The organism is Methanolobus sp. ZRKC2 (genome assembly GCF_045291185.1).
In the GTDB taxonomy this organism is placed as follows: domain Archaea; phylum Halobacteriota; class Methanosarcinia; order Methanosarcinales; family Methanosarcinaceae; genus Methanolobus.
This window is the reverse complement of sequence record NZ_CP146980.1, coordinates 1218393-1232133: the sequence shown is the minus strand read 5'-3', so window position 1 is coordinate 1232133 and position 13741 is coordinate 1218393. Positions and strand designations below refer to the sequence as shown.

The following is a 13741-nucleotide window of genomic DNA, read 5'->3' as shown; positions in this document are numbered from 1 at the left end:
TATTTTGGCTATTTATTAATTCCAAATCATAAAAATGGTCCTAAGAGAAAATCGTTACAGTACCGTATTCCGGCAATCGATACAAACCTAGAATACCAGGATAAGATCATGAAAACAATGTCACAATGCTTCCATAGCCACAAGAATAATGCTCATGAATTCAAATCAAGGTCAGCCATTCTGAAAATCTCAATGCTATTGCTGTTTTGCCTGTTACTCAGCGTACCGGCATCGGCTGCTACTTATTCTGGTGGCAGCGGTACACTTGCCGACCCATATCAGCTATCAACTGATAGTGATATTGATACGCTGTCCGTCACTTCTGCTGATTGGGGCAAGAACTTCACACTGACACAGAACATTACACTTGTAGGCAATCACAGCTCAATCGGTAATTCCAGCATCAGATTCACAGGTGACTTTAACGGAAGCGGATTTATAGTGAATAACCTGACCGTTTTTCAGACCACTTACGATGCCGGATTCTTTGGTTGTACAGATTTAGGTGCTAATATCCATGACCTTGGAGTAGAGGCAAGCTCGGATGGTATTGTAACAACAAGCGATTATGTCGGTGTGTTGGTCGGAAAGAATTATGGCACTGTGAACAACAGTTATGCTACTGGTAATGCCTCAGGTAATCACCGTGTTGGCGGTCTGATCGGATATAATTATGGCACTGTGAACAACAGTTATGCTACTGGTACTGCAACAGGTAATGAGCATGTCGGCGGTCTGGTCGGACAAAATAGTAAGACTGTGAGCAACAGTTATGCTACTGGTAATGCCTCAGGTAGTCATATTGTCGGCGGTCTGGCCGGATATTCTGGTGACACTGTACGCAACAGTTTTGCAACTGGTACTGCTACAGGTGGTAGTTATGTCGGCGGTCTGGTCGGATTTAATGATTACACTGTGAGTAACAGTTTTGCCACTGGTACTGCCACAGGTAGTAGTGGTGTCGGCGGTCTGGTCGGATATTCTAGTAAGACTGTGAGCAACAGCTATTATTCTGGCATTCCGGACAACAGTATTGGAATTACGTCTTCCTATGCCAATTTCACCAGTTTTGCATTCATTTCCGGAAGCTCAGGGCTTTACTGGAATGCAAGCGACAACAACATCACAACAGCCGATGATCCGGGTTTTGTATGGAAAATCGTAGATGGGTATACTCATCCGTACTTCCAGTATCAGGACACGCCTGCACCACTTGCACCATACGTAGAATCCATATCAGTGAGCAATGGTATCAATAACAGCGACGACAGTGCGTCATTTAAGCTCAACGTTACAGGGTGTAGTTTTAACATCACGGATACTGTGTTTGTAAACCTGACGATGGAAGGTCAGACCCCGATAAACGGAACAATTGACAGTATCACCTATACTACCATCAATACTACATTCAACCTGACACAGGCTATTGCATGTGACTGGTCACTATATGTCATCAACCCTGACAGCCAGAATTCAATAGCTAAGACCTTTACAGTCGGATCACTTTTCATGCCGGGAATTCCGGAAACATTCACAAATACAACAGGTAATTTCTGGGTGAATCATAGCTGGAATGCAGGTACAGGGGATATAGCTGATTTCTATAACGTAAGCCATGACCTGGGCTGGCAAAACGATACGATAAAAAGTTTCAATCATACCGGACTTGCCGCTCATGAATGGTCCAATATAACGGTCTACGCATACAATTTCACTGATTCCACATTATCGGCAGGAGTCAGTAACAACGTTCAGATCCCGAACAATGCTGTCACTATTCTCAATGTAACGGATATTATGGTATGTGAAGGAGAAACTATCAGTTTTGACATCAACTCCACGGATGCAGACGGAGATACGCCGCAATTTGACTGTAACAGGAGTTCCCTGTTCGACAGTTTCAATACCAGCAACGGCGAAGGTTCGTGGGTCACAGACCTCACTGATGCGGGAACTTACTACATTGAATTCAATGTAAGTGACGGTTATGGTTCGGTTGATTCTCAGGTAATGAACATTACATTAAACAATGTCGTAACTCCGGTTGCCAATTTCAGTGCGAGCGTAACTTCAGGAACAGCACCTCTGACAGTCACTTTCACAGACAATTCCAGCAACAACCCGACAGCCTGGTCCTGGGACTTTGGGGACGGTGCAAATTCCAGCCATCAAAGCCCGATTCATACTTTCAACGCTGTCGGAACCTATGACGTAAGCCTGAATGCAAGTAACTTTGCCGGAAGCAACCTCAGCAGTAACATGACCATCACCGTTACAACAGTACCAAGTTCCGGATCATCAGGCTCCGGTGGAGGCGATGGAAGGACCGGAGAACTACACATCCGTGAATTGGATGAACCCGGTGAGAGTATTGGTGAAGGTAATACGGAAGAAAAAAGCACAAAGTATGTCGAGTCCGTGAGCTTTGAAGCTGGTTCCAACGGCGAAACCCTGACTGATGTAGCGGTCTGGTCCAGTGAAGAAACCGGATATCTCAGCGTCGGTGCGGGCACCAAAGTTACAAGTGCGTCAGGTGGATCTGTTAACAATATCAGGATAGTAGATATCCTGCCTGCTACGGACGTTCCTGAGATGGAAGGTGCAATGGCTTTTCAGGCCTATGAATGCACACCTGACGGTACAACATTCTCCCCGGCTATCAGCCTGACATTTACACTGAGCGAGGAAGAATGGAAGCAATACGGAGAAAGCACAAGAGTAGGCTGGTACAATGATGACACCGACGAATGGGAGATAATGAAAGGAACCGCAGATGCCGGTTCAAGGACCATTACCATTAAAGTATCGCATTTCAGCACTTATGCTCTCTTCAGTGATGATATCGGAGAGGTTGTGACCGGGAAAACGGACAAAACAGGTATGCAGAGCAGTATGTCTATGCTCTGGCTGTGGATAGTTTTACTCCTGGTAATTGTCGGAGGAGCCGGATACTATGTTACACAGGTGAAGAAGAAGGAATAATTCCGTATAGATACGGCATTTTTTACTTTTTTATTTTGTGTGTTTCATATTGTACGTTTATTTCGATATTTATGGGGATGCAAATTTATCATATATTGCTAATTAATGGAAAACTTCCAACAGCATTTTAAAAAATGCCTTTTTCTTTTTAAACAATCTTGGTTTTACTGCAAGCTTCCAAAGGTGAAGTAAGATTTTCTCCTATAATACCGACTAATCGGAAATTTTCAGTAAGGAAAAAATCGAATACTACGTTGTCACCTCTAACAAGCCGATTCCAATAAGATTTAGAATACAGGCTCTATAGAAAGCCTATAAAGGCACAATTCTACAGAGCTGCCTTCCAATCTTTTAAAATACGCCTGTACCAATTCCATATTATGGGTGTTTATCAAACAAAGGGAGAAGTTGAGATATTTCCCCAAAAGGGAGGATGGGTATACGTGCGAGTTCCTGTAAGTATCACAGAGCAATTGCTTTACAGGGCTCAAAGAGGTTTGATACCCATCAGGGCAACTGTAGGGAATACTTCATGGGATACTTCACTCATGCCTATGGGAGATGGGACTCATTTCATTGCGCTGAATGCAAAAGTGAGGAAAAAAGAAGATATTGAAGTTGGAAACGACATAACAGTCACATTCCAGTTGAGGGAATGAGACCTTAATTTTTGTCTGTTCCCATCTATCCTGGCAATTCGAAAAGAAGCCGTATTTGAATAATGCTTTTAAGAAGGGTTTTTTCAAATGGCTCCTGAACAGGAAAGGTTTCATGCGCTGAATATTGACGACTGGCACAACTGGCTCAGTGATAATTACAGAAAAAGCAGTGGGGATAAGAAACCTTGAAAGGCTTCTTATTTCTTTTCCGCTTGTTCAGTGCGTTTTAATATACTCAATCATCTTCGGGGTCAGAAGCGGTGCAATCTGCGGAAGCATGTTGGGCATCAGATTCCCCATGGCCGCAGGCATGAGGTCAGGCATCTGCTCCTTCATATGATCCGGCATTGGCACTCTTTTCTCAACAGCCTTCAGCATCTTTGGCATCACCTTGGGCATAAGGGATGGCATTAGCAGCGGCATCATCCTTGGCATCATTGGTGTCATGAGAGCGTCCATACCTGGCACATACTTTACTGTCTTCATCATGGCCTGCATGTATGAAGGCATAGCATCTATCATATCAGGTAGCAGTTCAACCATCATTTCCGTCATGTTTTCAGGTACCATGAGTTCTATCATCTTGTCGAAAGTTGCCCAGGCAACAAGTGCATCATTTGTAGAATCCGGGATATCATAACCGAGACTGCGGGCGGCAAGCGCACCAAGGTCCTGAATTTCCATGTTCACATTGTTCTCCTTCGCAGCTATCCTGAACTGGACAAGGCAGCACGGGCATAGTGCAGCCATAATGTCTGCATCCTGGTCTGCAGCCTCCTGCAAGCGTACATTACCGATTTTACCGGCAACATCCGGCTCATCAATAAGCGTCACCACAGAACCACAGCAGAGAGCTTTTTCACGGTTGTGCTCCATTTCCCTGAACTTAACACCAGGAATTGCCTTGAGCAGTTCGCGTGGGGCATCGTAGACTCCGGCACCGGCCCTGCCAATATGGCATGAATCGTGCCATGCAATGGTCTTGTTCAGAGGTACCTTGAATTTAGGCTTCAGGATATCCATCTTGTCCATGAGAACTTCAGAGTAGTGCTTTGCTTCGATGTCAAAGTCCATACCAAGTTTCTCAGCCCACTGAGGGTAGATTGTCCTCCACATGAGCAGACATGCAGGACATGAAGTGACAACGGTCTTAACCTCCTTCTTCTGCATGTTGGCGATATTCATTTTGAGGATTCTCTCAAAGACATCCCATTTTCCTGCCACAAGCATCGGTATACCACAGCAGGCTTCCTTATCTCCAAGATATGTGAAGTCGATTCCTGCATCGTCAAGCAATCTTACGGTTCCCACTGCAACATCCTTTTCCACAAAGGATGCAGTGCATCCTGCGAAATAGGCAATTTCTGCTTTATCTTTCACCTTTTCACGAATATCATCAGGCATCCATTTGTCCCTGTCAGTCCTGTAACTGGCCCATATGTTCCTCTGATTATCAAGGCTCTGTGCCATGATCTCAAAGGGAGGGATAGTCATCATGCCTCTCTTCTGGACAAAATTCTCCCTTAGTGTCATCCATGAACGCTCGATCGGAAGGTCAAGCTGACAATAGTAATCACACATCTCACAGGTAGTACATGCAAGGAAAGTATCAACCTGCTCCTGGTTAAGTTCCATCCTGCCTGCAAAATATTCCTTGAGGAAGAACCATTTTCCTCTTGGTGACTGGGATTCCCATCCTCTGCCATAGTACTGGTCGCATTCATTCACGCAGTATCCGCACTGTGCACAGGTATATGCATGAGAAACAACATCCCCGGGAATTCCTTTTGTTTCCCTGAACTCCTGTTTTCCTACCCCTGACATATTTCCCACTGCACGGGTGATGGGCTCAAAGGCTTTTGCAAAGGAAAGTCCTGTCTTCAGCATCGACTTGCCTGTAAGGGTCTCAGGATTCATTATGTCATCAGGATCAACCTGTTTTTTGAATTCTTCAATGGAAGGGAGTCTCTTGCCAAAAACATTCTCTGCCTGTTTTGAGAAATACAGTCCAGAGGAGTATATTCTTCCACCATTCTCTTCGGCAATTTTGACTATGCTCAAAGCAAGCGGAAATGCAAGGTTATACTTGAAAGACGTTTCAGAGTGCGGCATAAAACAGAGCATGACAGCTTCGTCACCCTTTGTGACCATTCCTTCAACAAGCACAGGAAGGCCAATCTTATCGTAAATCTCCCTGAACATTGTGTCAATCTTATCTACCGGGACAACCACTTCGGCAGGAATGAATGATGGTCCAAGTCTCTTAACCTTCATTGACCTGAACCATTCCTGGGTCTCATGCTCTGCAATCTTTTCAGGCAGTACCTTTCCTCCTGCCTGTTCAATTATCTCTTTAAGCCCGCTGACATTCCTTGATTCTGGATACGCAAAGTTACATATATAGGATTCAGGAAGCTCTGGCCTGTGTTTTTCGACTGTCTCTCCGTAGTGTGTTTTGTAAGGCGCACGATTTTTCATATCGGCCCACTGTGGGTTAATGAATGAGATGGCCCAGACAGGGATATTTTTCTCCCCTACTTTTCTGATAGCTTCCTTCATGCCTTTAGCATCGGGAAACTCTGCTGACATGGCGTTTGTCTTCTCGTAGTCCCTGATTTTCAGTGTGACCTCTATGATGATACCTGTAGTTCCCATTGTTCCGGTGATCTTATCAAGTTCTTCTCCGGAAAACTCTTCGACCTTGCCGTTTGGAAGCACAACCCTGGCAGACTCCATAGTATCCTGTGACCATCCGTACTCATAACTTCCATAACCGACTCCGTTCTGGGCAAGCCATCCTCCCACGGTTGCCGAAAGTGCACTGGAGGGTACAGCCTGCACGGCAAGTCCTTCCCTGTTCAACTTAGTTTCCAGGTCATACCATATGATGCCTGCTCCCACCGTTACAAGATGTCCGTCCTTATCGACATTGATGATCTTCCTCATGGGAGTAACATCTGCAATAATGCCCCCCTTTGTAGGTATAATTCCGCCATAACCGGAGGATGCACCTGCTCTTGGCACCACAGGGATACCGTATTTGCGTGCAAATTTCATCAGCTCGACTGCTTTCTCCTCGTTGGTAACCTTCACGATTGCAGCAGGTTTTGTCTTGCCAAGCATTTTTCTTACAAGTGACGGCAATGCACCTACATCGTGAGTGTAGTAGTGCCTTTCCGTTTCCTTGAAATTAACCCCTTTTCCGAATAAGGATAAAAGCTCTTGTTTTTGTCCTTCCGCAAGTTCATAAACCGTATTTACCATTATAACACTCCAATAATTAATATTATTTTATATGTTCATAATAATTCTTGATAATTAATCATTTAAATCGCGTTTATATAAAGACGCTTGAATACTGCGGAATAAACCTTAATTTGATCAGTTCTATAATAGTAAAAAACGGGAGTAACCGAGGAACGATATAACCATGCACCTGCCTGAGAACAAAACAAAGATCGTGTGTACGATTGGCCCTGCCTCTTCCTCAGAGGAAGTCCTGAAAGAGCTGATCATGAACGGTATGAATGTAGCAAGGCTGAACTTTTCCCACGGCAATCTGGAAGATCAGCGCGCGGTGATCCACAGGATAAGATCACTAAGTTCTGAACTTGATAAAGTTGTTACAATACTTGCTGATTTACCCGGTCCGAAAATGCGAATTGGTAAATTTGAAAAGGAACCGGTGTTTTTGAAAAAAGGTAACCGTACAATTCTTACAACAAAAAATGTACTGGGTACAGAATCATTAATTCCGGTAAACTATTCGAGGTTGTCGCAGAGTGTAGAGGCTGGCAAACCGGTATATCTTAATGATGGTTTCATTCATTTGAAATGCACTAATATTCAGGAGGAAGAGGTTCACTGTGAGGTGATTGTCGGAGGTTCTCTTTCTTCAAATAAAGGACTTAATATCCCGGGTGCAAAGATATTCATTGATCCTATAACCGGAAGGGATCTTGAGATCGTTGACTTTGCTCTTGAGGAAGGTCTGCATATATTTGGTGTGTCTTTTGTAGAATCCGCAGAAGATGTCAGGAAACTACGTGAATATGCAGCCAGCAAAGGAAAAGATATTTTCGTTATATCCAAGATTGAACGCGAAAATGCTGTCCATAACATCGATGAAATCATAGAGGAAAGTGACGGTATTATGATCGCCAGGGGAGATCTGGGTGTGGAGATTCCCATACAGAATGTGCCTGTTGTTCAGAAAGAAATCATACATAAAGCCAATTTGCTTAGTAAGCCGGTTATCACTGCTACCCAGATGCTGGAGTCTATGATTGAGAATGTACGTCCTACGAGAGCAGAGGCTACGGATGTAGCAAATGCTATTATTGACGGTACCGATGCCATCATGCTTTCTGCTGAGACCGCAGTGGGAAAGTATCCTGTAGAAACAGTGCAGATGATGGTGGAGATTGCAAAGTCGACTGAAGCCTGGAGAAGTCATACCAAGGAAGGTATTGAATTGATGAAAAAGGCCCTGCGACGTATGCATCCGGGTGTTGAGGACATGATTTCCATACAGGTGAATGATGCCCTCCAGAACCTTCCTATCAAATGTGTCGTTACTCCGACAGTATCCGGAAAAACACCAAGGAATATATCCCGTTTCAGGCCTGATCGCTGGATACTTGCTTTTAGCCGCTATCCCGAAACCTGTGAACAGCTTGGATTACAGTATGCTGTATATCCTACATTTGTCAGGGAACACGTTGATGATTGGGAATCCAAGGTTACAGGCTTCTTAAAAAATTCAGGAGTAGTCATTAAAGGAGATATGATTATCCTCACAAGAGGTCAGCCATCGGGTCGAGGTCATGCCGGAGGTACTAATCTTCTCAAATTCATAGAAGTCGAATGAACCTGGACAGTATGGTTAAAATGAGATGAATGGAATCAGTCAATTCTTCTCATGACTATTGATCCGTCACGCATACGGACTTCCATGAATTTTTCTTTTTCTTCTTCAACCTCATACTTGTTGTAGAGCATGGACTCTACTCTGCCAGCTCCCATTAACTTTCTCATAAGAGCACTGTCTTCGCCCTTCATTTTGACTTTTGCAGCAGGAGAGCTGGTTTTTGCTTTCTTTTTAGAATAAATACTGCCACCTGCCATGCCTGCACCAATAAATCCCTTGGCTTCATGGAATGCCAGTACCCCAGCCTTCATATAAGCACCTGCAAACTCTCCTACACTGCCATGTATTGCAACTTTGCCGCCATACAGGTGTGAGCCGGTATTCATTCCTGCATTTCCGTGGACAATAACCGTACCTCCTTTCATTAGCACCCCTGTGCCGTTATGGGTGTCATTTTCCACGATAATTTTCACGGGATTATAGCAGCGTGCTCCGATTGTTCCCCGCAACAGGCCGTCGTTTAGTATAAGTGTTCTGTCGCTTGAATTATATTCATTTGAAACCAGTGTGTCATTTCCCGGCCCATTGCAGGCTATGTCCGTGATGGAGCGAAATTTGCGATAGCCTTCAATGTCTGATAACACTTCAATGATGTTCCCAAATGGTTCTTCAATTTCGCCACTGGCATAGAGTGAGCCCGAGACCATGCCCATGGCAGCCTCAGGGCCAATATTTCCATCTACAAATATGTTTCCTGCCTTTTCGGCATCCCCGCTTCCGCCGAAATGCCTGAGGTCTGCTCCCATACTATAGGCAAAATTCTTGCCGACATCTCCTTTAATATGGATATCGTCTCCGGCTTTCAGTGCCTCAACAATTTCACTGTAACTATACCTGGTGTTTTCCTGGAAAGGAATCTTGTCGCCGGGATCAATTGTCTGGTTGTGCCAGTGAAAATTGAAAGTATAGTCACATAAGTAATCTGCTGTTTCTTTTAGCTCGATATTGATTCCCATACAACCTTATCCATGTATCAATTGTGGGAGGCATCTTGTACATACCCAGATGCTTTCCATATTGTGCCTTGCAGGAAGGAGGTAGGATTCTTCTTCTCCGCAGCCACATTTGAAGCACTGTATAGATACATCTGTCTTCTTTGGCTGTGCTTCGGCTTTTTCAGGATTGAATTCAAGAGCTTGTCTCTGCTCAACAGATATTGCACCTACCGGGCATACTCCTATACAGAATCCCATCCCATCACAGAGTTCATCCGAGACTACCTTTGCCTTGCCATTGACAAGCTCTATTGCTCCCTCAGCACAGGGGGCGATACATTGCCCGCATCCGTTACATTTCTCTTCATCTATTTTGACTATTGTTCTGGTTTTCATTACTTTCTCACCTGGATATTAGTGATGTGTTCCTTCAACGATTTTTATTCCTGCATCGGTGATAGTCTTTTTTATCTCCTCTATATGAGGACATCTGGGATAATTGTCCATCTGCATGCATGAACTGAGGTGGATTACATCAACTCCACGCTTCTTGAGAGACTTTATCAGGCGGTATACTCTGCGCCCGGAACATCCTCCACACGTGAAGAAGGCTACCATTTCAGCTTTATCATCATATTCCTTGAAGTGCATGTTCCGTTTGTTAAATGCCATAAAACATCCGACTCCCGGACATGCCTCGGAAACGATGTCGCATCTGATAACAGCAATCCTTGTTATTTTTTCAGCATCTTCGATAGTATCAACCTCGTTTTAAGAAAAAGAAGGGGGAAATCCCCCAAAATGTCAGGAATTGTAAGGTTATTACAATCCGATTTCTTCCTTGAACTTGTCAAGGCCCATTTCGTCAATAACTCTTCCAAGACGGTGTTTGGAACCATTGGTTTTAGTGAAACTGATGATTTTGTCCACCAATCCCATAACTTCATCTTCGTTCAGTTCGTCTGCGATGACGTCAGCAAGTCTTGGCTTAAGAGCTGCATTTCCTCCAACCATGACGGTGTATCCTTTTGGTGTACCCATGATGCCTATGTCTTTTATAGCAGGTTCTGAGCATGAGTTTGCACAACCCGAGACAGCCATCTTAAACTTGGACGGAAGTGGCATTCCATGGTATATTTCGTCCAGTTTCAGTCCGAGACCTACGGAATCTTGCTGTCCACGCTTACAAAATGTTGTACCTGGACAGATTTTGATACTCCTTACGCAAATTCCGATAGCTGCACCTGGTTTAATCCCAAGGTCGTCCCAGGCATTATCAATGTCTTCTTCTTTCAAACCTACAATGGCTACCCTCTGGGATGAAGTAACTTTTAATGTTGCAGCATCATATTTTTCCGCAACGTCTGCAATCTTCCTCAGGTGTTCTGCTGAAACAATCCCTCCTGGAAGGTGTGGTGCTATTGCATATGTTTCCTTGTCTCTCTGCAGGATCGCTCCCTTTTCAAGTAAATCTTTTGCCATTTATGTCACTCCTTTATTCCATTATAAATCTCTGGACCCTGATATATTATGGATAGTGCCTTATATATTGTATGGTTTCCAATTAGATATCATGAAAGACTGTACGATCTATAAGACGGTGGATATCATCGGCAAGAAGTGGTCCCTGTGCATCCTGCTTGAGCTCTATAAGGGTGAGAAAAAGCAAAAGCGTTTTAATGAACTGAAAAATAAATTGCAGGATGTTACTCCCAAAACTCTCTCTATAAGGTTGAGAGAACTGGAAGAACAGGGCTTTATTGTTAAGAAGATCGATGATTCTACAGTTCCCATTAAAAGTGAATATTCTTTGACTGAAGGCGGCGAAGATTTTATCAGGGTTATTCAGAATATCAAAAAATGGGGCCTTAAATGGAAATATGAGAACGATGAATGTGAGAACTCAAATTGCAGGCTTTGCCATTTATAAGTTTTTTGTTTATATGCTCTGCAGAAAATAGTTCTCCCAGAAAACTACGTCTTTAGATTTTCTTCTCCTAATTACGATGTGCATTTAATTCAGGCTGGCTTTCAACAAAACATTTATTGATGCAAAAGTAAGTAACTTTAGCAATGGTAGAAACGCCAAAGCCAAGTATGCAATCATCCAAAGTCACTGAACGCATAAATGCGAAAGCTTTTGAATTGTTGGAGAAAAATCCACAGGGTTTGCATTGGTCAGAACTGCTCTCAATGATTGCTGAATCTGATCCCTCTTTTCATCCGAAAACCGTCAACGGATGTATCTGGAAACTTGTCGAAAAATATCCTGACAAAGTTTACAAACCATCCAGAGGGCTTTTTCGTTTACTGAAATATTCCAATGAGTCCTCTTAATCAGTCCTTTCAAATTTTTCATACATCTATAGTGCTAAGCTGCATATGAAAAATAGCATATTCTCAGTAGCTGATAACATTTAAACGTACATATTTGTCATTTGACAGACTCTATTGAAGGATTTTTGAGGAATTTCGCTTCTTTTATGAGCATAAACACTACGAATGAGAACATCAAATACTGTCCGATCGGGTTTGCCATCCACACACCTGTAAGACCGTAGTATTGTGGCAGCATGAAGAGTAAGGGTAGGATGAAAATGAAAATCTTACCGAACTGAATGAACAGTGAAGGTTTTACCTTGTTCACTGATTGGTAATAAACCGCTGAGGCTATGATAATACCTTCGACAATAATTCCGAACATGAATATTCTCATGCCTTCTGTTGCCGTTGCCAGTAGTTCCGGATCGTTGCGATTGAAAATCTGGATGATTGGTTCTGGAAAAGTGTACATCAAGCTAAAACCAAAAAGACCCACTAACAGACAGGCAATAATCGCCATCCGAATCGCACTATAAACTCGATTATAAAGTTTTGCACCATAGTTGAAACCGATTATTGGCTGAACGCCATTAGAGATACCCTCGAATATCATGTAGAAAATCGAGAAAGAATATTCGATTACCCCATAAGAGGATACTGCAACTTCGGAACCATATTTCAGGAGCATATAGTTGTAACCCAGAATAAGCACTGCAAGAGATGTCTGCATGACGAAAGTTGGAAAACCGGTCTTCAATATCCCTGCCATCATTTTAAGATCAAGACTCATATCAGAAAGACGAAGTCTCATTCTTGCATGGCTGCTGAAGAAATACAATATGAATACCACAGCAGAAACTCCAAAAGCGATTATTGTAGCAATTGCAGCACCCTGCATTCCCATATTCCATTGCATAATGAATAGATAGTCAAGTACGATATTTGTCACAGCGCCTAATGCCGCTACTTTCATAGCTAAAGATGGCTTGCCGTCATTACGAACCAAAGGATCGAGACCGATACTTGCAATCAAGAAGATTGAACCAATGAGGATAATACTGAGATAAACGTTTGCCATGTCGAAAACGATGCCAGTGGCGCCTACCATTCTCAATAGAGGCTCTGTGAAGAATATGCCTATAATAGCAAAGAAAGCACCTACAACAACCATCATCGGTAAAAGATTCAAGGCGATCCGATGAGCTTTTTTCCTGTTTCCCCTTCCGAGTTCAAGCGCCACGAGTGAGGCACAACCGATACCTAGCATCATTGCTATTGCTAAAGTTGCAATGAGGATGGGATATACAAGGGTAACTGCAGCAAGTCCAAGAGTACCAACACCGTTACCGATAAAATATCCGTCTATGATTATCTGGATACCACCAATAATGAAGCCTACAACCGCAGGAAAAGTGAACTTCTTGAATAATTTGTTCACACTTTCAACTGCTAATTCATCATCATTATTCATTTTCCTGTTTCCTCTTCTAGATTTGAGGTTATCTTTTCCCAGAGGCCCACGAAGACCTCAAACTCCTGGTAATCAAGGATTTTTTCGATCTTTTCAAAGAACCTCTCATCAGCAGATCTGAATTGTTCGACCAATTCATTTCCTTTTGCAGAGAGACTCAATTTAGAGACACGTTTATCAATGTCTGAGCGCTTGACCTCTAAAAGGTCCATGTCAGCAAGTTTTTTCACCATATTGCTTGCAGAAGGTTTCTTCACATTCATTGCAGATGCAAGCTCTGATATGGTAGGGTTCGTGAGTGATTGAACGTTTTCAAGATATAACAGAGAGTTAAAGCTCACGTCAGCATACGTCTCAAGCATTTTATTTTTAGTCAGGATATTTTGATAGTACTTATCAACTTTTTCAAACGAAAGCTGCGCAGACATGATATATAGTTAGG

The 13741-nt window shown here is 43.1% G+C and carries 12 protein-coding genes; 5 read left to right on the top strand and 7 right to left on the bottom strand.

The genetic code is table 11. The features are described from left to right. The first annotated feature begins 108 nt into the window (after positions 1-108). Both V7O62_RS05745 and V7O62_RS05740 read left to right on the top strand, forming a co-directional pair. Complete coding sequence (locus V7O62_RS05745) at positions 109-2982, top strand: GLUG motif-containing protein (protein ID WP_406658051.1); 2874 nt, start codon at positions 109-111, stop codon at positions 2980-2982. 380 nt (positions 2983-3362) lie between these two features. Then, complete coding sequence (locus V7O62_RS05740) at positions 3363-3641, top strand: DUF1905 domain-containing protein (RefSeq protein ID WP_406658050.1); 279 nt, start codon at positions 3363-3365, stop codon at positions 3639-3641. 216 nt (positions 3642-3857) lie between these two features. On the opposite strand, the gene V7O62_RS05735 is transcribed toward V7O62_RS05740, so the two are convergent. Continuing rightward, on the bottom strand, positions 3858-6905 hold the full coding sequence (locus V7O62_RS05735) for an FAD-binding and (Fe-S)-binding domain-containing protein (protein WP_406658049.1): 3048 nt from the start codon (positions 6903-6905) through the stop codon (positions 3858-3860). A 166-nt stretch (positions 6906-7071) separates the two neighbouring features. Between V7O62_RS05735 and pyk the strand changes: the two genes are divergently transcribed. Continuing rightward, entirely contained in the window at positions 7072-8511 is a 1440-nt protein-coding gene (pyk, locus tag V7O62_RS05730) for a pyruvate kinase (RefSeq protein ID WP_406658048.1), read from the top strand. A 35-nt stretch (positions 8512-8546) separates the two neighbouring features. Here the strand turns inward: pyk and V7O62_RS05725 are convergent, their stop codons facing one another. The 4 genes from V7O62_RS05725 to V7O62_RS05710 all read right to left on the bottom strand — a co-directional run bounded on the left by V7O62_RS05725 (position 8547) and on the right by V7O62_RS05710 (position 10988). Then, positions 8547-9527, bottom strand: a complete 981-nt coding sequence (locus V7O62_RS05725; RefSeq protein ID WP_406658047.1) for a formylmethanofuran dehydrogenase — start codon at positions 9525-9527, stop codon at positions 8547-8549. Between the two features lie 6 nt (positions 9528-9533). After that, positions 9534-9902, bottom strand: a complete 369-nt coding sequence (locus V7O62_RS05720) for an ATP-binding protein (protein ID WP_406658046.1) — start codon at positions 9900-9902, stop codon at positions 9534-9536. An 18-nt stretch (positions 9903-9920) separates the two neighbouring features. Further along, a complete protein-coding gene (locus V7O62_RS05715) occupies positions 9921-10226 on the bottom strand; it encodes a CGGC domain-containing protein (RefSeq protein WP_406658257.1) in 306 nt (101 codons plus the stop codon). Between the two features lie 102 nt (positions 10227-10328). Continuing rightward, positions 10329-10988: an NAD(P)/FAD-dependent oxidoreductase gene (locus V7O62_RS05710; RefSeq protein WP_406658045.1), complete on the bottom strand. Its 660-nt coding sequence runs from the start codon at positions 10986-10988 to the stop codon at positions 10329-10331. Positions 10989-11079: 91 nt separating this feature from the next. On the opposite strand from V7O62_RS05710, the gene V7O62_RS05705 reads away from it, so the two are divergent. Further along, positions 11080-11436, top strand: coding sequence for a winged helix-turn-helix transcriptional regulator (locus V7O62_RS05705; protein WP_406658044.1), 357 nt, complete (start codon positions 11080-11082; stop codon positions 11434-11436). 143 nt (positions 11437-11579) lie between these two features. Beyond that, the gene (locus V7O62_RS05700; protein WP_406658043.1) at positions 11580-11843 is read left to right on the top strand and encodes a hypothetical protein; all 264 of its coding nucleotides are present in this window, start codon (positions 11580-11582) and stop codon (positions 11841-11843) included. 97 nt (positions 11844-11940) lie between these two features. Here V7O62_RS05700 and V7O62_RS05695 read toward each other — a convergent pair whose 3' ends face one another. Further along, a complete protein-coding gene (locus V7O62_RS05695; protein ID WP_406658042.1) occupies positions 11941-13299 on the bottom strand; it encodes an MATE family efflux transporter in 1359 nt (452 codons plus the stop codon). Next, complete coding sequence (locus V7O62_RS05690) at positions 13296-13727, bottom strand: MarR family winged helix-turn-helix transcriptional regulator (protein WP_406658041.1); 432 nt, start codon at positions 13725-13727, stop codon at positions 13296-13298. The genes V7O62_RS05695 and V7O62_RS05690 overlap by 4 nt, the downstream gene beginning before the upstream one ends. Between the last annotated feature and the right edge of the window lie 14 nt (positions 13728-13741).